General features: G+C 52.8%; 20 protein-coding genes. 4 read left to right on the plus strand and 16 right to left on the minus strand.

Annotation, left to right across the window (positions count from 1 at the left end; genetic code table 11):
* Positions 1 to 55: 55 nt before the first annotated feature.
* On the minus strand, positions 56 to 748 hold the full coding sequence (locus EDD73_RS08275; protein WP_131919317.1) for a hypothetical protein: 693 nt from the start codon (positions 746 to 748) through the stop codon (positions 56 to 58).
* 252 nt (positions 749 to 1,000) lie between these two features.
* On the opposite strand from EDD73_RS08275, the gene EDD73_RS08280 reads away from it, so the two are divergent.
* A complete protein-coding gene (locus tag EDD73_RS08280; RefSeq protein WP_243116841.1) occupies positions 1,001 to 1,732 on the plus strand; it encodes a YetF domain-containing protein in 732 nt (243 codons plus the stop codon).
* A gap of 106 nt (positions 1,733 to 1,838) precedes the next feature.
* Positions 1,839 to 2,348 carry a hypothetical protein gene (locus EDD73_RS08285; protein ID WP_131919318.1) on the plus strand — a complete coding sequence of 170 codons (510 nt, stop codon included), beginning with the start codon at positions 1,839 to 1,841 and terminating at the stop codon, positions 2,346 to 2,348.
* 67 nt (positions 2,349 to 2,415) lie between these two features.
* Here EDD73_RS08285 and EDD73_RS08290 read toward each other — a convergent pair whose 3' ends face one another.
* Positions 2,416 to 2,751 carry a L,D-transpeptidase gene (locus EDD73_RS08290; protein ID WP_131919319.1) on the minus strand — a complete coding sequence of 112 codons (336 nt, stop codon included), beginning with the start codon at positions 2,749 to 2,751 and terminating at the stop codon, positions 2,416 to 2,418.
* A 197-nt stretch (positions 2,752 to 2,948) separates the two neighbouring features.
* Here EDD73_RS08290 and EDD73_RS08295 point away from each other — a divergent pair, with 197 nt between their 5' ends.
* Positions 2,949 to 3,383, plus strand: coding sequence for a hypothetical protein (locus tag EDD73_RS08295; protein WP_131919320.1), 435 nt, complete (start codon positions 2,949 to 2,951; stop codon positions 3,381 to 3,383).
* 191 nt (positions 3,384 to 3,574) lie between these two features.
* Here EDD73_RS08295 and EDD73_RS08300 read toward each other — a convergent pair whose 3' ends face one another.
* The 5 genes from EDD73_RS08300 to EDD73_RS08320 all read right to left on the minus strand — a co-directional run bounded on the left by EDD73_RS08300 (position 3,575) and on the right by EDD73_RS08320 (position 15,346).
* Complete coding sequence (locus tag EDD73_RS08300; RefSeq protein ID WP_131919321.1) at positions 3,575 to 4,480, minus strand: FAD:protein FMN transferase; 906 nt, start codon at positions 4,478 to 4,480, stop codon at positions 3,575 to 3,577.
* Complete coding sequence (locus EDD73_RS08305) at positions 4,477 to 9,108, minus strand: AAA domain-containing protein (RefSeq protein WP_165876406.1); 4,632 nt, start codon at positions 9,106 to 9,108, stop codon at positions 4,477 to 4,479. The genes EDD73_RS08300 and EDD73_RS08305 overlap by 4 nt, the downstream gene beginning before the upstream one ends.
* Positions 9,109 to 9,271: 163 nt before the next feature.
* On the minus strand, positions 9,272 to 12,568 hold the full coding sequence (locus tag EDD73_RS08310; protein WP_131919323.1) for a response regulator: 3,297 nt from the start codon (positions 12,566 to 12,568) through the stop codon (positions 9,272 to 9,274).
* Between the two features lie 203 nt (positions 12,569 to 12,771).
* Complete coding sequence (locus EDD73_RS08315) at positions 12,772 to 14,424, minus strand: family 2A encapsulin nanocompartment cargo protein cysteine desulfurase (protein ID WP_131919324.1); 1,653 nt, start codon at positions 14,422 to 14,424, stop codon at positions 12,772 to 12,774.
* A complete protein-coding gene (locus EDD73_RS08320; RefSeq protein ID WP_131919325.1) occupies positions 14,411 to 15,346 on the minus strand; it encodes a family 2A encapsulin nanocompartment shell protein in 936 nt (311 codons plus the stop codon). The genes EDD73_RS08315 and EDD73_RS08320 overlap by 14 nt, the downstream gene beginning before the upstream one ends.
* 268 nt (positions 15,347 to 15,614) lie before the next feature.
* On the opposite strand from EDD73_RS08320, the gene exaC reads away from it, so the two are divergent.
* On the plus strand, positions 15,615 to 17,135 hold the full coding sequence (gene exaC, locus EDD73_RS08325) for an acetaldehyde dehydrogenase ExaC (protein WP_131919326.1): 1,521 nt from the start codon (positions 15,615 to 15,617) through the stop codon (positions 17,133 to 17,135).
* A gap of 116 nt (positions 17,136 to 17,251) precedes the next feature.
* Here exaC and EDD73_RS08330 read toward each other — a convergent pair whose 3' ends face one another.
* The 9 genes from EDD73_RS08330 to modA form a co-directional block, all read right to left on the minus strand.
* Positions 17,252 to 17,674 carry a PaaI family thioesterase gene (locus tag EDD73_RS08330; protein ID WP_243116842.1) on the minus strand — a complete coding sequence of 141 codons (423 nt, stop codon included), beginning with the start codon at positions 17,672 to 17,674 and terminating at the stop codon, positions 17,252 to 17,254.
* A gap of 55 nt (positions 17,675 to 17,729) precedes the next feature.
* Complete coding sequence (locus EDD73_RS08335) at positions 17,730 to 18,404, minus strand: phosphatase PAP2 family protein (protein ID WP_131919327.1); 675 nt, start codon at positions 18,402 to 18,404, stop codon at positions 17,730 to 17,732.
* 106 nt (positions 18,405 to 18,510) lie between these two features.
* Complete coding sequence (locus tag EDD73_RS08340; RefSeq protein ID WP_131919328.1) at positions 18,511 to 19,542, minus strand: aldo/keto reductase; 1,032 nt, start codon at positions 19,540 to 19,542, stop codon at positions 18,511 to 18,513.
* Between the two features lie 21 nt (positions 19,543 to 19,563).
* Positions 19,564 to 20,421 carry a copper amine oxidase N-terminal domain-containing protein gene (locus EDD73_RS08345; protein WP_131919329.1) on the minus strand — a complete coding sequence of 286 codons (858 nt, stop codon included), beginning with the start codon at positions 20,419 to 20,421 and terminating at the stop codon, positions 19,564 to 19,566.
* A 167-nt stretch (positions 20,422 to 20,588) separates the two neighbouring features.
* Positions 20,589 to 21,026, minus strand: a complete 438-nt coding sequence (locus EDD73_RS08350; protein ID WP_243116843.1) for a rhodanese-like domain-containing protein — start codon at positions 21,024 to 21,026, stop codon at positions 20,589 to 20,591.
* Positions 21,027 to 21,082: 56 nt separating this feature from the next.
* Positions 21,083 to 21,850: a class I SAM-dependent methyltransferase gene (locus tag EDD73_RS08355; RefSeq protein WP_131919330.1), complete on the minus strand. Its 768-nt coding sequence runs from the start codon at positions 21,848 to 21,850 to the stop codon at positions 21,083 to 21,085.
* Between the two features lie 140 nt (positions 21,851 to 21,990).
* The gene (locus EDD73_RS08360) at positions 21,991 to 23,196 is read right to left on the minus strand and encodes an ABC transporter ATP-binding protein (protein WP_131919331.1); all 1,206 of its coding nucleotides are present in this window, start codon (positions 23,194 to 23,196) and stop codon (positions 21,991 to 21,993) included.
* The gene (locus EDD73_RS08365) at positions 23,193 to 23,984 is read right to left on the minus strand and encodes an ABC transporter permease (RefSeq protein ID WP_131919332.1); all 792 of its coding nucleotides are present in this window, start codon (positions 23,982 to 23,984) and stop codon (positions 23,193 to 23,195) included. Before EDD73_RS08365 ends, EDD73_RS08360 begins: the two co-directional genes overlap by 4 nt.
* The gene (gene modA / locus EDD73_RS08370) at positions 23,981 to 24,808 is read right to left on the minus strand and encodes a molybdate ABC transporter substrate-binding protein (protein WP_165876407.1); all 828 of its coding nucleotides are present in this window, start codon (positions 24,806 to 24,808) and stop codon (positions 23,981 to 23,983) included. The genes EDD73_RS08365 and modA overlap by 4 nt, the downstream gene beginning before the upstream one ends.
* Positions 24,809 to 24,834 lie beyond the last annotated feature (26 nt).

Consider the following 24,834-nt stretch of genomic DNA (forward strand, 5'->3'; position numbering starts at 1 on the left):
AAACTCCCTTGCATTGAACTATGTACATACATACAAGGTATCCTTGCGGCTCGGATTACTTTGTCCCTTGATTGGCACCGGCGGTTGCACCATTGAGGGGGTCCTGGCCATTGCCGCCGTTTCCGCCATTCCCGCCATTGCTGCGATCACTCATGACTTGAATCAATTCGATGGTGTTGTCGGTTTTCCAGACATGAAGGATCTGGTCTTTTTTCAGTTCAGCCACTTGGAGTGTTGTTTGCCCCTGGCCCCGTTGCATTTGCGTGATCGTTGTGCCTTCGGGGATGGTCAAGGTTTCTGTTTCTTCCGTGAACGTCATCGGTGTACCTCGGCGCAGTCCTTGGCCATTGGGACCGTTGCTGCGTTGACCTTGATCCGGACCATTCGGGTCATCGGCGTTCGGACCATTGCCGCGGGGGCCTTGTCCCTGGCCGTTGCCACGGAGACCTTGTCCCGGTGCCGTAGGAGGCGCGGGATTATTAGCGGAATTGCCCGATGCAGGGACGGCCTGGCTTTCATCGACGGCTGCTTTATAGACAACGACGGTGTTGCCGTTGATCTCTTTTACTTTCCCGGTCAGTTCCGGCGGACGTTGCGGGCGATTCATGCCGACATTTTGTCTTTCACTAACGGATTTTGATGCCGGATCGGTCAGCGCGGAACCACTATTGCCACAGGCAGTCAAAGCGGTCGTTGCTACAACCATCGTAAAAAGGAGTATCCCTTTTTTCATTACAGAACTGTTCATGAAACAACACCTCAATCATGATTTCTTATGAGGTAAGTATAGTGTTTTTATGTGTCTAACTTGTGAATTTTTTGTGTTTATTTTTTAGGTTTTTTATAAATCTACAGCAACGTGGTCGTTTTTTTGTGTACCCCCTTCGCCCCTGGGACATGCTAACCATATCACCCACGCTTGCCGGTACCCCTTCCAAGCAAAAGCTACTTCTTCATCCCTCCTGCTAAGGAGCGAGGCAACTACAAGGAGTGTTCGATGGTGTTCGACTGGAACAGCCCGCTGGCCTTTTATGCATCCCTGACATTACGCATCGTTTCGATCATGATGTTGCTTCTGGTGCTTACGTTGTTGACGGGCAGGAGAAAGATCGGCGAACTGCCGGTTTTTGATTTTCTCGTTGTTATCACCTTGGGCTCCGTCGTTGGTTCCGACATTGCCGATTTTAAACTGCCTCATTTTGACGTGTTATACGCAATAACGGTGATCATTTTGCTGCAAACTGCCTACAGCTATTTTGTCCTGAAAAGCCGGAAGTTCGGTAACGCCGTGAATTTCGATCCCGTTGTGGTCATTGAAAACGGTCAATTGGTCAAAAAAAATCTTGCCTATCTCAAGTACACCGTCGATAACATCTTGATGATGCTGCGTGAAAAAGACATTTTTGACCTTAACGAAGTGGAGTTCGCGGTGATTGAATCATCGGGGAAACTGAGTGTTCTTAAAAAATCACAACATCAAGCGCTCACTCCCAGCACCATGCACATGGCTACCGGCTATAAAGGCTTGCCTACTCCGTTGATTGTAGAGGGAAAGATTTATGATCAATCCTTGCAGCGCCTGAACCTCGATCGAAGTTGGCTGATGGCTGAACTGCAGAATTATCAGGTTACCTCCGCGGACGAGGTGTTTTATGCGGCACTCAATACGGACGGCACACTTTATGTGTCCAAAGATGTACCGGATCACCCGGCAACGCCGATGCTTCATTAAAATGGTAAAAACAATCACCGAAATAACAAAAATAATCACCAGTGGCTAACTTTTCCATAAAATATCACTGTCACGACACTTATAACTTTGGAGAGGTGTGGCTTTGATGTTTTATGAAGATGGGTATGCCAATCACGAGGACTCTTTTGATGCCGCCGATTTCTACCAACAGCAGCAAGCACGGCTTATGCCCTTATATCGGTACTGGAATCCAAGCATTACGGATCATTTTTATACAACCAATTTCGGCGAACTAGGCCGGGGCAGAAACGGTTATACCTTTGAAGGAATTGCCGGTTATGTTCTCTCCGAACGACGCCCGAACACGGTCCCGCTGTATCGCTACTGGAACCCGACGATTAGCGATCATTTCTATACGACGAATTTTAACGAATTAGGCCGCGGCGGCAATGGCTATCGCTTCGAAGGCATTGTCGGTTATATGTTCCCGAATCAGCGCCCCGGTACGGTTCCGCTTCATCGATATTGGAATCCCCAGATTACCGATCATTTTTACACCGCCAATTTTAACGAATTGGGCACAGGTAGAAACGGTTATGTCTATGAAGGGGTTCCAGGTTACCTCTACCCCGTTCGTCAACCTCGCCGGGCCTAACCTTTAAGTAAGCAAAAGCACCGCAGGAACAAGCGTTTCCTGCGGTGCTTTTTGATCTTTGATCAGCTTACCTGCTGATGACGACCTGCGTTCCGATCGGCACCATCCGCGATAACTCCAGCACATCCTGGTTATACATGCGAATACAGCCATGGGAAACGGATTTCCCGATTGAACTGGGGTCGTTCGTTCCATGAATGCCATAACCGCGCCGGCTCAATCCCATCCACATGGCACCATAAGGACCTCCGGGATTCGCCTGTTTATTGATGATCCGGTAGCTTCCCGTCGGTGTCGGCGTCAACATCTTGCCAACGGCGATTGGATAGGTCTTGATCAACCGGTTGTCTTGGTACAAGAGCAATTGTCGTCGGCCCACCTGCACATTGATGCGATATGCCATCTGTTCATCACCTCAGTACAGCCTATTCGCCAGCATAAACGAGGTGATCCATAATATGGTTGGTCCGCAATAACACTCTGCGCTACGGCATCGAATCGTAAGAAATATTCACTCGCCCTTTTCATTTGTTTTTCAGACCCTGCAGTTATACTCTTCATCATCAAGGAATTACGATGATTAATAGGAGGAATTATAATATGAAGAAAATCATCGCCAGCGGCGCCATTATCAGCGGGGTGATTGCCGCTTCTATCGCCACCATGTCCGTTTTCGGTGACAACGAAGCGACCTTCTCGTCGATTCCTGTATCTACTTCGGTGACAACTACCGATTCGGCAACCCCTTCCAAGGCCCCGGCCGCTGCCCAAGCATCTTCACCAGCAGCCCCGGCACCAAAGACAACCACGGGATCTGCCAACAGCAACAGCGCTTCTTATGTAGCTTCGGCTTCGGCAACAACACCAACCACTCCACCACCCTCCAAAGGAAAAAAACATCGTCCCTCCTCCCTTCAAGCCAATGCCGGTGCATCGCAAGTAACACCATCATCGCAAAATCGCGGTAGCAGCTACACAACGCAAGCAAGCACCGAAAATCGCCGGACTTCTACCATTCGTTCTTCTGCTTCGTAACACCGGAGCATAGCTTCCTCACATCGCCGGCAACACTTCACCGGGTTAGCTCCATGCTAACTGAATCTAATAAAGAAAATGTGCCCCCCTGCCAGTCAGCAAGGGGGCACATTTTTTTGCATACAATCCAGAACTGTCGCGGCCTCTCTGCATACGCCATAGGGCCGAGCATGGATAGGGCCAGTGGTAGCTTAATCCTGATATACCTCGTATTCCAGGCAATAGGCACCCAGATTATCACTGTACATCACCTTGTGCTGCCGATCGACTGCGATGTACGCCAGTTCCGGCTGGTGCGCTTTCATCCACCGTGGCCCCTCGTCGGGACCGAGAATCAAAAGCGTTTTCGCATAGATCTCGGCCGTGGCCAACTGCGGAGCCACAATCGTCACTTGGATCCAATCCGAAGTCAGCGAACGACCGGTACGCGGATCGATGATATGGTGAGCCGACGTTCCATCGGCCTTTTGCCAACTGCGCTTGATCGTATTGCTTGTCGCCACAGCAACGGTGCCCTTGAGCACCAAAAAAGCCATATCTCTTTCCGGTTCCTGCGGATGGGCAATGCCCACCGACCATGGCTCCCCATCGGGATCGCGGCCCCAAAGCAATAAATCGCCGCCAGCATTGATACAAGCACCAGGATGCACCGGCGGAAAGAACTTTTCTTTGGCTTTTTGCGCACTCCAACCTTTGGCGATGCCGCCGAAGTCGACCATCGGTTGGTGCGGAGATCTTGAGGGGATGGAGGGATCACCCGCCGCAAACTGCCCAGCGCGGGAGGGCTGGCCCAACTCATCAAAGCTTACACCATAACCCTCCCCGATCAACCGATGCCCCAGATACGGATTAAACAATCCGCCCGAATCTTCAAACCCCCGCCGTGCTTCCGTCCATACTTCACGAAAGATCGGCGATAATTCGTCGACGGTGCTTTTGCCTTCATTATATTTCGTCACATCACTGTCCGCCAAAAACCGGCTCAAGGTCTGCTCGACCGTACGAATCCAAACTTCGATTTCCCAGCAAAGCCGGTCGTCAGCACCGAAAATCGCAAAGGAGGTGTTCATTGCTTTAAATGGATAGATCCCGTTCACCCTCCTTTCCCATGGCTTGCCCAGGCTTGGCGAATCTCTGCGGCGCGACGGCTCACCCGTTCTTGCAAGGGTACCGGTTGTTCAGCCGGCACCGGCACCATCGCCTCCTCCGGCAAAGATCGTCCTGCTTCCGGCAAGATCCCCAGTTGAGCCATGCGGGCGACCACAACGGCCATCGTTCCCTCGGGATCGCGGAAAAACTGGCTGCCCCGAATGCGCACAAAGCGCCAACCGAGCCGTTCCAAAATCGCCTGCCGCTCCACTTCCTTGGCCACCGTCGCCGGCGTGGAGAAGCGATCACCTTCACACTCAAGGGCCACACGCCCGGTGGCGCCTTCCAAGACCAGATCGATCCGGTACTCGCCCACAGGCCACTGTATGGTCACGCGATAACCACGCTGCCCGAGCCAGTCCCGCACCATCTGAACAAACGATGAGGTATCTTCTGTATTTGCTTCCGCGCCGTCGATCGCTTCCGGATAGAGCGCATGCTGAATCAATTGCCGGCGCAAGTCACCCGGTTTTAAATCAACGTCCGGATTCAGCGAATAAACGACCCAAAGCTGATCGCGCGCCCGGCTCGCCGCTACGTTGTACCGCTTTTTTTCCCGATCCAGCGGTCCTGTCGTCAATAACGGCAAGGCTTTTTTCTCCGGCCCATAGACCATGGATAAAAAGATCACATCGCGCTCATCACCTTGGAAATGGGCCGAATTGCCGCATTGGATACGGCGGCGCAAGTACTCTTCCGGTGCCATCATGCGCCGCAGCAACCCATCAATCAGCGCCGCCTGATCTTCACCGAGCAAGGAAATCACGCCAAAGGTGGCGTGGGCATACTCCGGTTGCTCGGTACAAGCCAGCAACAGCGATGCAATCGTTTCCGCTTCCCGGGGATTCTTATCGCCGGAACGAACGGCACCTTGCACCTGTTGAGCGACAGTAAAAGGGCGAAGCCGTACATCGCTGCTGTCACGGAGGGGCTTGATTTTCCCTTGATAGGATAATTGATTGCTGAACTGAATGATCGGCGGCACACAGCGAAAATGTTCCCTGAGGCACACCGGCTCAAAAACGGTTCCGGCCAATTCATAAACGGAAAACTGGGCGTCATAGAGATGGCGGTTGGGGATACCCACCAAAAACATATCGGACAAGCGCTGTACTTGCGTTTGATCGGCACCGACCGCTAAGGGGCTGACTTGTTGATCATCACCAACAACAACCACTTGGCTGCCCATATAGAGCGCCGCCAGGGCCAGGGCATCGGCTTGACTGGCTTCGTCGATGATGACAATGTCAAAGCGGTTTTTGATGGGATCAAAATTTTCTACAACCCGGTTGAGCGGCATGATCCACACCGGTACGGCCGTTTGACAGTCCAGCATCAACTTGCGTGCTTCCGCCATGAGTTCCGGTACACGGGCCCCCATTCCCCGGCCAATCTTGCGCATTGTCGCTTTCCAGCCCATTAAGGCTTGCCGCTGCGGCCCGGTGGTGCGTTTAATTTGGGCCGCCCAGGCTTTTTTCTCGACCAACTGCGCCGTCGTCCGCCGCAACGCTTCACTGACACTGTGAATCTGGCCTTGCAGATCGTCCAGAGGCCGGCAGGCCCGTGCTTCGAGCGCCGTCCACAACTGCCGCCACTTCCAGGCTTTTTCCACATCACCGGGAGCTACTGTGCTGCCGTGCCGTGCGGTACGCTCTTTGATCTGCTGTGCCCAGTTGGGGGCCACCAGCGCCAGTTTCTCCAATAAGGCCGTGCGTTGCTTTTTGATTTCCCGTTTGGTGACCAGTTCATGGAGCCGCAAGTACCCTTGCCGGTACGCTTCCGCATTGCCCAGCAACACGGCTTGGATCAAGCCATCGATGGTCGTGCCTTGCCCAACCGGCGCCGCTTGCTCCAACCGTTTGCGCAATTCCGTCCATTCCCCTTGCAAGCGTGTCATGCGCAGGCGATCGATCTGCGCCGCCATGATCGGTGGAAGCTCTTTTTCCACCGCCCTAACCAATCGCTCCACCGGGCCAAAGGGTCCCACGATCAGCGGCACGGTCTCCCAAAAAGCGCTCCACGTGAAGCCTAACTTCTCCAGTTCATTAACCAGAGGCAGCCATTTATCCCGGTACCAATACAAACAGTGCCGAATCTGCATGCCGATTTGCGCCGCCACCTGCTCCGGTGCTTCCCCGAGCGTAGCCAGCGCCGGCGCATCGAGGGGCTCCAGTTGCCGGGACCACCGTTCTTGTAATCGCTGCTGCGCAGCGCGGAGTTCCACCAGCGTAATCAGCGCTGAAAAATCGGCGACCGATTCCGGCTCGCGGCCGTTTACACGGGCTGCCTGCAACACTTTTTTCCAAGGCTGCTTCCAAAGCAAGGTCATTTTCGGGATGGCACCTTTTTGCGCAACCTGGCTGCGCATATCTTTAAGTAGCGCCGCCAGTTCATCAACGGCCGGCAACTCGTCACTTGCGGGCAGTTCCGGTGCATAGGTGATGAAGTCTTCCTGCGCCTGCAGCGCCCGGCCGGCGACCTCATCGATCAAGGTAAGTAAATTTTTCCAGGGCATCATCGCCACTTCGCCGCTCATACCGGCCAGCAACGCCGCCCGTTGCCATGGCGGTGCTTGGCCATATTGGAGCGCGGCCACGGCTTGCTCCAGGCGTTCGGCGAGGGTACGTAAGGTCTCCGGTGTTTTTTCTTCAATCAGCGGACACCAAAAGGCGCGCTGTTCCTCGCGGGTGCTTTCATGGAGCCGCCGCAGTTCCTGAACGACCGTCGCAAATTGCGCCGGCGGCCAAAGCAACTCCATCGCCGGCAGATCGGCCAGCAACTCCTGATCATCCTGCGCGCTGAGCACACCGTTGCTGGCATAAAGAAATTCCCACTCGGTCTGTGACAGCGGCAGCGGTGCCCCCAGTTGTACCGGCGCGGGGATCCATCCATCGGTTGTCTCATGCGCTCGGACCCAGCGCGCCGCTTCGCTGGGGGCAATTTTTTCACCCAGTACCTCCACCGGTATGTATTCATCCCATCGAGCCTGCTGCAAATCGGCCCGCAAACGCCGCAACTGGGTCAGCAGTTCGGCACGATGCTCGGCCAGTTCCGTCGCTTCCCGTTCCAGTGTATATTCATCATCGCTGCCCAACCGCGCGGCAATCGCATCGATGGCGCGCTCCATCTGCTGGCGATGGCTTTCGGTCATGACGCTGATACAAAGCGGCTGAAGCGGCTCGACGATCTTTTCCCAGAGAACCGCCAGGGCCTTCGTGGTATAGCTGGTCACCAGCACCCGTTTGCCCTCGGCCAAAAAATGGCCGATCAAGTTGGCAATCGTATGGGTCTTGCCGGTACCCGGCGGCCCCTGCACCAGGACGGCACCGTGGGTCTGCAATTGCCGGGCGATACGCAGTTGTTCCCCGTTGGCTTCTTTGCTCAGCAACACCTGCTCATCATAGCCGTTGGGATCGATGGCCCCGGTTCCGGCCCCGGCCGGTTCCAGCGCAACGGCCACGTCCATTGCCGCCATCAGCTCGTGGTCCGAGGCCTTAACCATCGCATTCAAAAGCGGCTGCCTATCGTTGCTGCTTTCTTCAAGGTCTTGGTCTCCGGAGGCTGTTAACGCCCCTGGCTCTGCTGGCTGCACGCCGACGATCTGCTGTAAAAAGCCCGGCAATTCTTCCCGCCGATCCAGATCCTCCAGAATCCGCTCCAGCGCCGCGCTGTACCCCAACGTACGGGAGCGCAGAAAAATCACCGGTGCCCGGCCCAGCCTGGGGATCTCGCCGCCTTTGGGCGGACGGCTGTCGCCCACGAACTCGCCATAGGGGGATAACTGCGTGATCAAACGCTGAAAAAACCGTGCCGTTTCCCGCCCGCCCAAGGGATGAAAGCGGCCCCCTTCCAGGTCGACACGAACGCGATGAATCGCCGTGGCTACATCGTCACCAAAATAACCAAGCATATCGGTGTAGAGTTCCGGCATCCGGCCGGTACCTTGAAAAATAAACTCGGGCACCTGGGCATCAAAGCGCAACTGTACACGCTGTAAGAGCACCGGATGATAGAACTCCCGATCCTCGCGGTTCCACGCTAACAGGCCGTCACCCAAGATGATCTCAAAGCGCTCCCCTTCCCGTTCCAGACGCGAATAAAGCTCAAAAAGACGCGTAAACAGTTGCATCACTCGATAGGCAGGCATTTCGGCCTTGACCCAGGCATCGCGCTGCGCGGCCCACCGCGACCACAGCCGTGCTCGTTGCCGTCCTGCCGTAAAAGGCACTTCGATGGCCACACCTTGCTCATCGCGAAGGATGCGTTTCTCGAAAATCGTTACTTTTTTATCGATATGCTGCCAGCCTTCCGCTACCCAGCCCACTAATTCCGCCGGTAATGGCGGTGCTTCTTTGCAGACCGGACGGCGCACTTTGAGCAGCCATTGCTCTCCATCGATCGCTGCACTTGTATCATCGGTCATTCCCCGGACAATACAGGGATGAACCGGCAGATCATCCAGCCACAACTGCCAGGGCAATTCCTCTACCTGCGTGATCGCCGGATTGCGCACTTCATTCATTGCCTGGAGAAATTGAAAAACCTGCCGTAACCGCCGGCGCGCTACCTCCGCCACCCAAGTTCCCCCTTCCATCTCGGCATCCCTGCCCTTTAACTGTCATCCCTATTCATCTTTATGATGGTTAAATTTCGCCAAGCCTTCCACTTTCCCTTTATGTGCAAAAGGAAGGCCCCAACCTGCGCTACGGGTTGCGGCCTATCAACGGTGGAAATCTTTTTTACACTTCTTCCGCACATAAGCGATCGATCGCCGTCGTCAGCTTTTCCATCACCAACGCAAGCTGTTCCCGGTTTCCCTCTTTTACGAACGTCTCCGCTTCTACGGACAGTTTGGCGATTTCCATCGCCCGGACACTGGACGATGCACCCTTTAACTGATGCAGAAGAAACCGCACTTCGGCAAAATTATTTTTGGCAAGCTGGTTATAAATATCACGGATCAATCCGTTCGTTAGGTCGCATAATCCCTTGAGCAATTCTTTGCAGTCCGCCTCCTGGAGGCCCGTTTCCTCCATCAGCCGCTTGATCGTCTCGGAAGCGGGGCTTGGGGAAGCTTTTGCTTTTTCATCGCCTTTATCGTCTTGCGCTTTGCCGTCTCGCGCTTTACTGTCTTGCGCTTTGCCGTGTTTACGCAGCATCGTCAGCACCTGATCCATGCGCACCGGTTTGCTTAAGTAATCATCCATTCCGGCTTCCAAACATTTTTCCTGATCACCCTTCATCGCGTCAGCGGTCATCGCGATGATCACTGTATGCTTTTTGCCGGCCTCGGCCGCACGAATCTGCTTTGTCGCTTCATAGCCATCCAGCAGCGGCATCTGGCCGTCCATAAAGACAATATCATAGTCGTTATACGCGCAAGCTTTGACGGCCTCCATCCCGTTGACGGCAATATCGCAATGGAGCCCGCTCATTTTCAACAGCTTAACGAAAAACTTCCTATTGATCTCATTATCTTCTACCAGCAAGATCTTCAGTTGACTGTTAAATTTGGCGTCTCGTACGGTATGGCGGGTGATAAAAAGCTCTTCGCTGTCGCTGCCCGGTTTCTGCCCGTCAAGCACCATGGCGATACAATCAAGCAGTTCCTTGCGCTTATAGGGTTTGGAAATATATCCGACAAAACCTTTCGCTTTGGCTCTTTTGGCTTCGGCCATCGCATTGAGTGCCGTTAGTAAAATCATCGGCACATGGTGACCATTCACCATCGTCTGCAGTGCTGCCGAAAGATAAAAATCCTCAACCCCGGTCATGTCATAGTCCACTAAAATCGCATCAAAAGGTTGTCCGGCCCGCTCCGCAACAATCCGGTGCAGCTCTTCGTCGACGCCTGTGGTGGTAACAACCTGGCATCCTTCTTTCTCCAGATAATTTTTCGCAATATCACTGTCCATGGCTTGGTCATCGATCAGCAAGATCTGTTTTCCTTGGAGCACCGAATAGCCGGGTAAACTGGGGATTTCTACGCCTGTTGCTTTGGCCACGGTCACCGTGAAATAAAACGTGGAGCCTTGGTCTTTTTCACTGGCTACATTGATCGTTCCCCCCATCATCTCGACCAGCTTTTTGCAGATGGAAAGGCCCAGGCCCGTTCCACCGTATTTGCGCGTCGATGATGCATCAGCTTGAGTGAAAGGTTGAAAGAGCTTTTGGATCTCTTCTTGCGACATGCCAATACCGGTATCTTTGATGGCAAAGGCGACTTCCATGGTGTTTTCCGACTGCTCCCAGAGGGACACTTCGATCAGCACTTCTCCGTCATCAGTAAATTTGATGGCATTGTTCACGAGGTTACTGAGCACTTGGCACAACCGTGTGGGATCGCCAATCACATAGGGTGGGACGACAGAACGAATCATCACTTGCAGATCGATGCCTTTTTCCCGCGCTTTAGCCTCAAACAATCGAACCGTTCCATTAATGGCCGAACGAATATCAAAGGGGATTTGTTCCACTTCCATCTTGCCCGATTCGATTTTGGAAAGATCGAGGATGTCATTGATCACTTTGAGCAGGTTATCCGTTGAGGTTTTCATGATTTGAACGAATTCTAACTGTTCGCTGTCTAATTTCGTTGTTTCCAGCAGTTGCAGAAACCCCATCAGGCCGTTCATGGGCGTCCGGATTTCATGGCTCATAGTAGCCAAAAATTGGCTTTTGGCATGGTTGGCTTCTTCGGCCAGTTCTTTGGCGAGAACGAGTGCCTTTTGGCTTTCTTGAAGTTCCGCCGTTCTCTCGTTGACTTTATCCTCCAGATTGTTGATCAGCACATCCAATTCGTGAGCCATGCGATTGAAGGCCTTGGCCAGGTTACCGATCTCATCATTGCGAAATACGGTCACTCGTTGCGCTAAATTGCCTTTGGAAAATTCCTCAGACGCATGGATCAAATGGTTGATCGGTCGCAGGATGACCTTGGTACTTTTCAGGTGAATGACGATCGCCAGGCCAAGGGCCAACAACGATAATAGGAGTGCCGTTTTGACACTTTTATCGATGTCCGCTGTAAAAAGACTTTCGGGAAAAGCGGTGATGATCAGCCAATTTAAACCTTCTTTATTGTATTCCACAACATTTACACGACATGTTTTGCTTTCAGTGTTTATAACGGTGCAGTTGCCTTTTCCCTGTATATAATTTTGATAGGCTGCGATAATCGCTGGTTTGCCAGTTTGATCGACCGTCGTTCTTTGGATGGTTCCGTCAGCTTCTGTTGTAAAATTCCTTTGATCAAATGAATTGGCGATCAGCATACCGGATTGCTTTTCTACGATCAACGAGATCGCACCATTCTTCTGGGCAACCTCTTGGAGATAGTGATTCAAACGGGAAAGCGCGATATGGGTCCCCAATACGCCTTGCAGTTGATGGTTCTGATTGTAGATGGGGTATGCCGCCGTAAGTACTATTTCTTCATTCACAAAATGTTTATAGACCGGAGAAAAGTAGGGGGTACCCATTTCCTTGGCCCGTTGATACCAATCACGCGTGCGCGGATCAAATTTCCCAACGCTACCGACAAAGGTACCTTCGGTAAAATTTTCGTTCAACCGGTAATAGTGAACATCTCCTTTGGTTTCGGCGTTATTCCGGTAGACCTCAAGCTGATCATTGGGATTTCTGCGAGCGCCATAATAGTCGCCGCTTTCCATCCCATAACTGAAGCTGTAGATCGCTTCGCTGTTGGCCTTAATGACGCCGGCAAAAAAAGCGTCTCTTTTCAGCTTATTATTCATATCGATAACATCGTTTTGAATCAGGCCATAGTTTATTTTGTTGATATATTCAGGGAGTTGCATCAGCGTTTCAATCTTGTCGACGATCGCTTGATTGGCATCGATTTCCATGTTCCTCATATTGCGTTCGGCTGTACCATACCAATTGGAAAAAACAATATAGGCGATGAAACCAATCGTCGTAATCATCAGTGCAATAAAGGAGGACGTAATTAGCATCTGTAGCGATGTCCATTTTTCTTTTACGTCACCATTTCCTTTTTGCTTATCGATCGCCATGATACTCACCCCTTTTTAATCGGAATAACGATGTTTACCTCACGATTTTTTTACCTCTCTAATGTTAATGTAGATTATAGCATACCCTAATTATGTATAATCGGGCCGGTTGATATCTTTCTTTATTTTAGGAAAATAAAAACTGGCAAGTTTCACTTTGTTTCGATTGAACCAAGGAAGGAAACTTGCCAGGCATCATTTCGCTATGACCACCTTGTCGTTCGCTGCGACAAGGTGAGTTTTTTCAGTACGGCCACCATGGCGTCAATCTCATCGATGGTGTTATACAAAGCCAGCGACGGTCGTACGGTGCTTTCCAGGCCAAAACGCCGCAAAATCGGCTGGGCACAGTGATGGCCTGCACGAACGGCGATGCCTTCCTGGCTGAGGGCTTGTCCAATCTCTTCGGTGGTGAATCCATCGATCACAAAGGAAAGGACACTGGCTTTTTCTTTGGCCGTGCCGATCAAGCGCAGTCCGTTGATCGTCCGCAGCATCTCCATCCCGTATGCCAACAGCCGGTGTTCATAGCGATCGATGGTTTCCATGCCGATGGCCATCACATAATCGAGGGCCGCGCCGAGGCCGACGGCGTCGGCAATATTGCCGGTTCCCGCTTCAAAGCGCTGTGGCGCCGGTTGGTACAAGGACCGTTCTAAGGTCACATCGGCGATCATATTGCCGCCGCTTTGGTAGGGATGCATAGCATCCAGGATCTCCGGTTTGGCATACAACGCGCCGATGCCGGTGGGGCCAAACACTTTATGACCGGAAAATACATAAAAGTCACAATCAAGGGCCTGTACATCCACCTTCAGATGGGGCACCGCTTGCGCACCGTCGACAAGCACTTTGGCGCCATGACGGTGGGCCATGAAGGCCATTTCGGCAACGGGCGTCACCGTACCTAAGGCATTCGAAACATGGGTAAGCGCGACCAGCTTAGCCTTGGGGCTAAGGATACGGGCATATTCATCTAGCCGGACTTGTCCCGTTTCATCGACGGGTACAACGCGCAAGTTTGCCCCGGTTTCCCGGCACAAGATCTGCCAGGGCACCATATTGGCATGATGCTCCAGCCAGGTGATGACGATTTCATCGTCTTTTTGCAGGTGATAGCGGCCCCAACTATGGGCCACCAGATTGATCCCTTCCGTCGTTCCACGGACAAAGACGATTTCTTGGGGTGAGGAAGCGTTCAGAAACTGGGCTACTTTTTTCCGGGCGCCTTCATAGGCATCGGTCGATCGCGCAGCCAAGGTATGGGCACCGCGGTGTACGTTGGAATTTTCATGGGCGTAAAAATAGCTGATGCGATCGATAACGCTTTGCGGCTTATGGGTGGTGGCGGCATTGTCCAGCCAGATTAAGTTTTTGCCATTGACCTTTTCGGCCAGGATCGGGAAATCGCGGCGCACCAGCGTGACTTCGAAGCCGTCGGTCCGGAGATGTGGGGCAGGCACTACGGACGCAGGCACAACCGGCGCAGACATCACAGGCGCAGGAGCAACCGGCGAAGTGGTGGCCATCGAAAGGGGGCTCCAGTTTGGATTGCCGGGATGAAGTGTTGTCAGTTTCACGGGAACCAGGCTTAGCGGCGTCGGCTCACCTGGGCCTAGGTTCTTTCGTTCATCCTGGTTTGTTGCCCCGCCTTCCCCATCGTTCTCTGCAATAAGTACCGGATCCGGTGATCCGTTTTTCGCCGGTACTTGAAACTCCGGAAAGTACTCCTGAATCATCGCTGCGATGACGGAAACTTCCGGCAACAGGTTCGCCACGACCGGGGCATCTTGGCTCAGCTGTACGATGGGGTCAACGGGGAAGTCTACAAGATCATGCAGGCTATTGATAGTCATAGTAGTTGCCTACATCCACATTTTCCAACATGGCGATGGCATCATCGGCCAGAATCGCTGCCGAGCAATAGAGGGACAGCAAGTATGACCCCACCCCGTTCGTCCCGATACCCATAAAGCGCACCGACAAACCTCGCGATTGTTCGCCAGGCAAGTTTGCTTGAAAAAGCCCGATCACGCCTTGTTTGCTTTCGCCAGTGCGGATCAGCAGAATGTTTGTTTTGCCGCCCTTGCCTTTGGGCTCTTTCTGCCCATTGACAAAAAGCTTGTTCGAAGGAATGATCGGAATTCCGCGCCAGGTGAGAAAGGGCGAACCAAAGAGGTTGACTGTCGCCGGCGGCACACCGCGGCGCGTGCATTCACGACCGATAGCCGCAATGGCCCGCGGGTGAGCAAGGAAAAAGGACGGTTCCTTCCATACTTTCGCGATCAACTCGTCCAGATCATCCGGTGTGGGATAGCCGGTACGGGACTCAATCCGCTGGGACTGAGCCACATTGTAAAGAAGCCCGTAATCTTCATTGTTGATCAGTTCACTTTCTTGTTTTTCCTTTAAGCTTTCGATAGCGAGGCGAATTTGCTCTTGGATCTGATCATAGGGGTTGTTGTAAATATCAGAGACGCGCGTGTGTACATTAATGATCGTCGAAATCGAATTCATGCGATATTCGCGCGGCTGCAGTTCATAATCCACATAACCTTCGGGAATGCCGACCTTGCCTTGTTGACTGCAAAGCACATCCAGCGGAGTCTTGCCTTCTTTGACTTTATTGAGCCGAAAGACGCCTGTCTCTAAGGCTTTCCAATCGAGCAGGCGAATCAGCCATCGTGGCGTAATGGAAGCAAATTGCGGCGTTGTTTTGACCACATCGGCCAGTTGATAGGCCGCGGCCGCGCCAAGTGCATTGATTTGTTCTGCCATTTCCCTGTCCTCCTCATGTTTGCTCAGGATTGGGCGCATTGCTTCGGAGTCGCCATTTTTTCCTGCGCATTTACTCCCTATCATCACCTTTTCTGGGATTGATCATGCACCAGCGTACTTGCTGCTTGGCTCCCTTGCTCCCTTGCTCCTTGTGGGATAGGACTCAGAGAGGATCTTAAAATATCCAATATTTCGACTATTGAAATCGTCACATTTCTCCCATATACTTCCCCCTAGGACATAATCAAACATTTAAGGAGAGGATTCTATGATTTACGCGCATCCAGGGCAACCCGGCTCGGTCATGACCTATCGCTCCCGTTACGACAACTTCATTGGTGGTCAATGGGTTCCGCCGGTCAACGGCAAGTATTTCGAAAACATCACGCCGGTTACCGGTCAAGTGTTTTGCGAAGTGGCCCGCTCCGACGCCGCCGACATTGAATTAGCCCTTGATGCTGCCCATACCGCCAAAGCGGCTTGGGGACAAACGTCTGTCACTGAACGTTCCAACATCTTACTGCGCATCGCCGATCGTCTGGAAGCTAACCTGGAAAAAATCGCGGTAGCCGAGACCTGGGAAAACGGCAAACCTGTTCGTGAAACGCTGGCTGCCGATATCCCGCTGGCCATCGACCATTTCCGCTATTTTGCTGGCGTGATTCGCGCCCAGGAAGGCTCCCTGGCCGATCTCGATAAAGATACCGTCTCCTATCACTACCATGAGCCCCTTGGTGTCGTTGGCCAGATCATCCCTTGGAACTTCCCGATTCTCATGGCCGCTTGGAAGCTGGCACCGGCATTGGCCGCCGGCAACTGTGTCGTGCTTAAGCCGGCCGAACAAACACCGGTTTCCATCTTGTACGTCATGGAACTGATTCAAGATCTGCTGCCGCCTGGCGTCGTCAATATCGTCAACGGTTTTGGCTTAGAAGCGGGCAAACCGCTGGCCAGCAGCAAGCGTATCGCCAAAGTCGCTTTTACCGGTGAAACCTCCACGGGCAAGTTGATCATGCAATATGCTGCTGAAAACATCATCCCCGTCACCTTGGAACTGGGCGGCAAATCACCGAACATTTTCTTTGCCGACATCATGGCCCAAGACGACGCGTTTCTCGACAAAGCCGTAGAAGGTCTCGTCATGTTCGCCCTCAACCAAGGCGAAGTCTGCACTTGTCCTTCGCGGGCACTGATCCAAGAATCGATCTATGACGCTTTTATGGAGCGTGTTCTCGCCCGGGTACGGGCCATCAAACAAGGCAGCCCCTTCGATACGGAAACGATGATCGGCGCCCAAGCATCGCAGGAACAGTTGGATAAGATCCTTACATATATTCAGCACGGCCGTGACGAAGGGGCCGAATGCCTCATCGGTGGCGGCGCTGCTGCGATGGACGCGTCCTTGCAAGGCGGTTACTATGTACAACCGACCTTATTCAAAGGCAACAACAAAATGCGTCTCTTCCAGGAAGAGATCTTTGGCCCCGTCCTGGCCGTCACAACCTTCAAAGATCAAGCCGAAGCCATCGCCATCGCCAACGACACAGCCTTCGGTCTCGGTGCCGGTCTTTGGACTCGTGACATTCACAATGCCCAGCGCGTATCGCGGGCCGTACAAGCTGGACGGATCTGGGTCAACTGCTATCACCAGTACCCGGCCCATGCCGCTTTTGGCGGGTACAAAATTTCCGGCATCGGCCGTGAAACGCACCTGATGGCGCTCCGCAACTATCAACAAGTGAAAAACGTGCTGACCAGTTACAGCATGGATCCTTTAGGGTTCTTCTAAAAAACTTTTTCGGATCAAAAAAAACGGTGCAATGGCTCCTCGGAGTACACTGCACCGTTTTGCTTACCTATATGAAGTTCTTTTTATCTGCCGGTTCTTCGCCTGTTCATAGCTACTTATTTCCGGTACACCATCCCTTCGGCAACAGCCACCAGATCTTGGGTGCTGTCGCGAACCTCCATGCGGTAAAAGCCGATCTTACGAGTCATTTTCTCTTCCCGGGCAATCGCCGTTAACGTTTCCCCGGTGCGGGTCGCTTTCATGTAACTGATGTTGACGTTTAACCCCAGCGCACTTGTACCGTGGCTGTTACTGGCTGCGGCCAGCACGATGTCGGCCAAGGTAAACACAGCACCGCCGTGAGTCACGCCGACACCGTTCAACAAGGTGGGCGTCACCACCAGGGTGGCCTTAGCATAACCGGGCCGTACCTCGTCGAGTGAGATCCCCAAATGGCGACTCAGCGCATCTTGTTCCATAAACTTTTGCCGATATGCGGCCGAATCGAGAAACGTCTCTTGATTGCTCACGCTATCCATTATGTTTATGCTACCTCCCCATGTTGTTTCTGCTCTCTACTAACATTTTTGCTGGTTAATCGTAATCGCTCTTCATCTTGCGCCTTTGAACAATGAAATGAAGCGCTAAAATGCAAATCATCGTCCACGCTCCTCCGGCGGCGAAGCCCGATAATACATCACTCGGGTAATGAACACCAAGATAGATTCGGCTAACTCCAATCAAACTTACAACTGTTATCCCTGCCACCAACACTACGGATTTGGCCGTCTTGTTTTTCAGAAACAACAGCAAAAAATACGTAACCATTCCATAAAAGATCATCGACATCATGGAATGGCCACTCGGAAAACTGTATCCAAACTCTTCAATCAACCGGTGTAACGTCGGTCGTTCCCGCTTAAAAATAAATTTGAGCACAAGATTGAATACCGCCCCACCGGACACGGCAGCGATCAACGCCATCGCTTCCCACTTTTTCTTTTGCCAAAGCATCAGACCTGCACAGATGGGAAGTAGACTGATGATCGTACCCATAGCACCAAGTTTGGTAATGAATTTCATGAAAGAAGTCACGGCGTCATTCATAAACCCAAGGATAAAATTTGTTATAGAGGTATCAAAAGCGGTCAGTTCATTCTCTACAAGCTCTTCAGCCAAATTAAAAAAGACAAAAATAAAGGTAAATATTATCAGGAAAGCGATATAGAAACTTCTCGATCGGTTCGTCAAATATGCTTTGGTTTTCACGAAGATGCATCAACCCTTCTCATTACAGAGGACTATAAAAAAACAGCGTATCAATGATCACGCTGTTTTTTTTATAGTGTAACCTATTCTGAGATGACGTAGATCGCTACCGCTTTCCACAGGCTACCTTATGCTCCTCCCACATACGATGGTGCTTTTTGAGCATCGTCGGGATCGGCAAATCGTAGGGGCAGCGCTGGATACAAAGGCCGCACTCCGTGCACTTCGGAACGGTGGACATGGGAGTATAGATAAAATCAACAGCCACCGGCGGTGACATTCGTGAGGCTACCACTTGATAACCCATGGCCGGCGTAATCATCACGCCATGGGGACAAGGCTGGCAATATTCACAGCGGCGGCAGAATTGCTGGCCCAGTTCCTGACGATATCGCTCCATCCCGGCCAGGTCTTCTTCGGTCACCTGGTTCGGTTTTGCATAGAATGACGTGATCTCATCGACCGAAGCGATCGAGTCAAATCCCGGAATCGTCAAAAGATCCGGATATTGCCGTAAAAACTTGTAGGCCAGGGGCGCATTGTCGATCATACCGCCGGCAAAGGGTTTCATGACCAGAATACCCAGGCCCAGTTCACGGGCCAGTGGATGCAAATCATCTTTGGCCGCATCTTCAATGAAGTTAAAAGGAAACTGGACTGTACTGAACAGTTGGGTCCGGATCAGTTGCATGGCCATCTCACGGCTATGGGAGGTGACGCCGATGTAGCGGATCTTGCCTTGTTCCTGCGCTTTACGAAGCGCATCTAAAGCACCGCCCGGGGCAATCACCTTTTGCCAGTCCGGTTCCGTCGCCACTTGATGGAGTTGGAAGAGGTCAATATAATCGGTCTGCAACATGCGCAAGCTGTTTTCCAGATGCTCCATCGCCCCGGCACCGTCCCGACGCATGGTCTTGCTGGCGATAACTACTTGATGGCGCATGCCGCGAAAAGCCAGCCCGATCTTTTGCTCACTGTCACGGTAGGCATTGGCCGTATCGTAAAAGGTAATTCCTTTATCAAAGGCATGGCGAAGGACCTTGACGGCCTCCTCGGTAGCCAACCGGATGATCGGAATGCAACCAAAGCCCAGTTCGGACACTTTCAGGTCCGTTTTCCCCAGCATGGTATAGTTCATGATCGATAACCTCCCATGACTCTACTTTTTCATCATCTGATAGATCATCTGATTTTCCGGATCGATGCTCATGGCTTCATCAAGAACTTGATTCCCCCGCTCGGTTTGTCCCAGGTTAAACAACGCCTGGGCACCGGAGGACAACGTGTTGTAGGCCAGTTTCGGTCGTGCCTGTGCAGCAAGGAACACATTTTGAATGCCTTCGTCAAAATTACCAATCTTGAATTGCATCATGGCAATGTTAAAGGCGATACTGCCTGCCATATCGGGGTAAATGGCCAGCGTTTGCTGAAGTTGTGCAATGAGCTCCAGCGTAGCAGCGTCACCACCGCCGGAAGCTTCCTGGGTAACCGGACTCTCATCAACAAGCGGAGCTTCGCCCACCGCCGGCACATCATCGATGGTTGACGGTTGCGGTTCATAGTTATAGGGGGCACCGTCGTCTGTCGTAATCAACACTGTCCGCGTCGCATTATCCCAAGCAACATTGCATCCCAAGCTTTCAGCGACGAACCGTGCCGGCACCATGGTTCGGCCTTCCATCAGCATGGCCGGCACATCGAGATCGCGAAGTTGCCCTTTGATGATCGCTTGCTTGCTGCCAACCGGTAAGGTAATGTGCTGTTCCCCCCGGGTCGCTTCAACGGTCATCGTATCGTCATGCCAGCTTATTTCCGCACCAAGCGCTTCAAAGATCCCGCGGAGAGGCACCATCGTACGCCCGTCGATTACGGTGGCCGGTACGTCAAACTGCATCGGTACGCCGTTGATATGTACCGAAATCGCATCGCCGGCATAGGACGGCGTAGCCATAGACGCGAGCATGACCGATAGGATCGCGGCTTGTGCCCATTTTTTGCTCTTTGCTTTGTAATCCATTACTGTTACTCCTTTGATTTTCAGTGTTTATTTTCTCCTGTCTCCGGTAACCCATGCCTTGTAGAAGCTACGGCTATGTTCATTATATACCATAAAAAAGCCCCGGTTTTACGAAAAAACCGAGGCTTTTTGCTTTATTTTGCGTTATCGAAAAAACAGGTCCCCGCTTACCGCTCTACTTCATAAGGCCAATCGAGAATCCCGCCCAGGTCATAAACATTCCTGTACCCTTGTGTATTCAGCCATTTCGCCGCCGTCGCACTGCGGCGGCCGCTGCGACAATACACAAAGATGGTGGCATTTTGATCAGCAAGTTGGACAGCCGCTTCTTCCTCCAGCTCATCCAAGGGGATCAGCAGGCTGTTCGGAATATGTTTTTCCTCATATTCTTCCGGCGTTCGCACATCTAATAACACAATGCCCGCTTCAGATGCCAATCGGTTCTTCGCCTCAGAGGGCGATATCTTTTGGTAAGCAATGCCCATGGCTTTTTCACTCCCTTGCCCTGTTACCGGTGTGGCATCGCCACTGCCCGTAGATGGACGTTGGGAACAGCCGGTACCCATCAGCATCAGCACAATCAAGAATGCTGCGATTTTTTCCATCATACCCCGCCTTTCCGCGTCGTGCTCCCGGGCTATACGTTCACCGTTTCTAAAAATCAACAGACCCGGCTCGTCACGATGATGGCCGGACTGTTTTCTTGCCAGGGGCTGCCGCCAAAATCACCATACCAAGCAAAGGGTTCAAAGCCGGCATCCTGCAAAAGAACTTGCAGCTTGACTTGCGAAAGGGCACGCAAGGGAAACTGATTTTCTAACCGAACCGGCGCTTGGCCGGGCTCTTCAATTTCTAACCGGGTGCAAAAAGTCACGCGCTGGGTATCGAGCTCTTGATAACTGCGATAAAAGGCCACTTTCGCACCTTCCATTTCCCCTCGCAGCACCGGGAAATCGGCTTGACCGGACAGAATGGCCGGAAAATTGACAATCTGGATGATCAATAAACTGCCCGGTTGCAGCAGATCCCGGCGCAGATCGGATAAAAACGTCACGATCTCCTGATCATCTTCCAGGTGGGGCAGTGAGTTGCCGATGCAATAAGCGCCGTCCCAAGGGGCCTTGCCGTCGGCTGCAAACAACTGCTGCCGCAATGACTTGAGATCTTGCATCTGTGCCACCTCAAAGCGTACCGGCAAGTCGCCGGCCTTCTTTTGGGCCAGTTCCACCATCTCCACTCCGGCATCGACGCCGAACACTTGAAAGCCGCGCTCAGCCAGCGGGATCGCTTGACTTCCCGTACCACAGGCAACGTCAAGCAAATGCCGGGCACCGGTGGAGCGAAAGGCTTTCTCCAGAAATTCCACTTGGATCGGACGATAGGGAAAGACCAGATCATAGTAACGGGCCAGTTGCTGGTAAAAGGACATAGGCTCCCCTCCGTTTGCCGTTTTCGGGATAAACACCTTCGCAGTATTGCAATCACATCTATCAGTATACCACCAAATCGCTTTGTATCCATCCGGCTCCAACGACTTCGCTGTTCCACTGATCCTAATACCGTTTTACCTCAATCAAGCCCATCATCCATCGACGTCTCCTGTCCTGCCCGTGGAACCACATGCAGATCGCTCACCTGGCAGGCCAACCAAACCGTCTCGCCTTGTTGCAGATGCAATGATCGCCAGTGCGCGATCGGCACATGAACAAGCCAACAGTCACCGGCATGACAGGTAACTTCCACATAGGATCCTTGAAAAGTAATCTCCGTCACCGTCGCCGGCCAACCACATTCCTTGGCCTGTCCTTCCGCCAGTGCCGGCACCGACGCCGATACCGACCTCGGCCCAGGCCCCGACTCTGACTCCGGCCCCGATTCCGTCTGCGCCTCTCGGGTCAGCCGGATATAGGACGCCCGGATCGCCAGGAAGCTCGGTGCACCTACTTGCCACTCACTGGCCCCTTGCTCCGGCAGCGGCCCGAACAACCGGGTTGATCGCTCCGTACCAAACCACCGTTGATCGTCCTGCCAGCGGATAGAGCCGGGAATGATGTTCTCGACCCGCAAAAATCGCGCAGCATATTCACTGTTCGGCCGAGCAAAAAGCTCCTGGGGCGTTCCCGACTGCCAAAGGCGCCCCTCGTTCAGTAACAACATATTCGTCCCCAGATGCATCGCTTCCGCAAAATCATGAGTGACATGAATGACGGCCACGCCTTCATCACGATGAATATGGCGCAACAATTGCTGCAACCCGGCCCGCGTCTGCGGATCCAACGCCGAAAGCGGTTCATCCAGCAACAACAGCGGCGGCTGCAAAAGAAGCGCCCGTGCCAGCGACACCCGTTGCCGTTCCCCCCCGCTCAACCGTTCCGGATGGCGGTTGAGAATCGGCCCGATAGCCAGCACCTCCGCCAGTTCCGTCAAGCGCCGCCGGATCTCCGGCGCTTTGGCTCGCCCCTGTACGGCCGCGCCAAAGAGGATATTTTCCCGCACCGTCAAGTGCGGATAAAGCAAACTGTCTTGATAAGCGAAACCAAAGCGGCGTGTTTCCGGCGGCGCCGCTGTAATATCTTGTTGCTGATAGAAAATCCGCCCCGCTTCCACAGCCACCAACCCGGCCAGCGCTTCTAGCAACAACGTCTTTCCCGATCCCGTCGGCCCGACGATCACCAGATAATCATCGCGGTGCACTTGAAAGGACAGCGACTGCAAGGAAAACGCGCCGGCCGTCAAGGACAAGCCCTGCACGTCCAACAGCAATTCCCTCTTCATAGCTGTACCTCCGTTCTCATGAACACCTTGAAAGCCGTAAGCACCAAAAGCGCCACCAAAAGCAGTACGGTCGCAATCGCTAAGGCAAAGGAAAGATCGCCGTTGGTCATACTCAAATAGATCGCCATCGGCAGCGTCTCCGTTTTCATCCGCGTCACGCCGGCCAGCATCGCCGTAGCGCCAAACTCACCAAGCGTTCGCGCCCAGGTCATCGTCATACCGCCCAAAATCCCCGGGCGGGCGATCGGCAACACAACCCGCCAAAAACTCTGAAAAGGCGTACAACCCAGCGTTCGGGCTACTTTTTCCATCCGGGGATCGACGGCGGCAAAAGCCTGGCGGAAAGACCGAATCGCCAGTGGTAGCGCGACAAACCACTGGGCCACAATTACCCCCAGCGGCGTAAAGACGATGGCGATGCCTGCCTCTTGCAAAAAGGGGCCCAACAGAGGCCCAAAGAAAATCAGCAACGCCACCCCGGAAACCAACGGCGGCAATACGATCGGTAATTCCAGCAAACTGTCCACAACGACTTTGCCGGGAAAATGATTTCGGGCCAAAAAATAGCCGCAAGGAATGGCCACGACCGTCGCCAGCAAAGTCGCCGCCACTGATGTCTGCAAGGACAAACGCAGGGCAAAGCGAAATTCCGGTTCCTGAAAAAGATCTCTGATCGACTCGGTTTCCCCATAACCGAGGAGCCCGGCGAAAACCGCCAGCAAGAGGGTACACAGGGCTGCCGTAATCAACGTAACGATCGTCGAAAAAGGCTCTCCCTGCCGCCTCATGGTTTTTCGATTTTGGTTTTGTATCCGTGTTTTTCAAATACTTTCGGCCCCTCACTGGCCGCAAAGTCTAAAAAGTCTTTGGCCGCTGCGGGCTGCGTCGAATATGTAACCATGGCGCCGGGAAGCGCTTCAATTTCGTTCAAGGCCGGCTCAATTTCCACCATATCGACCTTATCTTTCGCTTTGATCGCCGAACTGTACTCGCCAATCCCCGCATTTCCTTGTCCTAATTGCAGCGTCGTAAGCACTTTCGGTCCCGTTTCCACGTACGTCAGCACGCGCTTCAGTACATCTTCCTTAATTCCCGCTTTTTCGAAAATACGCAACGCCTGTTTGCCGATGGAGGCCGATTCCAAATCGGGTACGATCAATTGCACGTGGGGCTTGGTCAAATCCCGAATCCCCGTGATACCGGCCGGGTTGCCTTTGGGCGTCATGATCACCGGCACATGGTACGCCAGCGGACCGGTCACTTCACTCACCAGTCCGGCTTTTCGGGCTTTTTCCACATAAGGCTGACTGCCGGGGAGCAGCAGATCACCTTTTTTCGATGTCTCAAGTTGGCTGAGCAACGCACCGGAACTGTTAAAGGTCATTTCCACTTTGATGCCCGTCTTGGTTTCATACATCTGAGCCAGTTCTACCATGGGATCCTTAATTCCCGATCCCACATAAGCAAATAAAACCGGTTTCACCTGTTCTGCTGTTCCTTGCGGCGGAAGATTCGTCGCTGTTTGGGCAGGTGTCGACGTTGATGATGCACAACCGGCAAGCAGCATCGTCATCACCGCGCAAATACTGATCATTTGAAAGTGCCTTTTCATCAAAGAAGCCTCCTCTTTCGCTATCA

This window comes from Heliophilum fasciatum (assembly GCF_004341395.1).
Lineage (GTDB): Bacteria > Bacillota > Desulfitobacteriia > Heliobacteriales > Heliobacteriaceae > Heliophilum > Heliophilum fasciatum.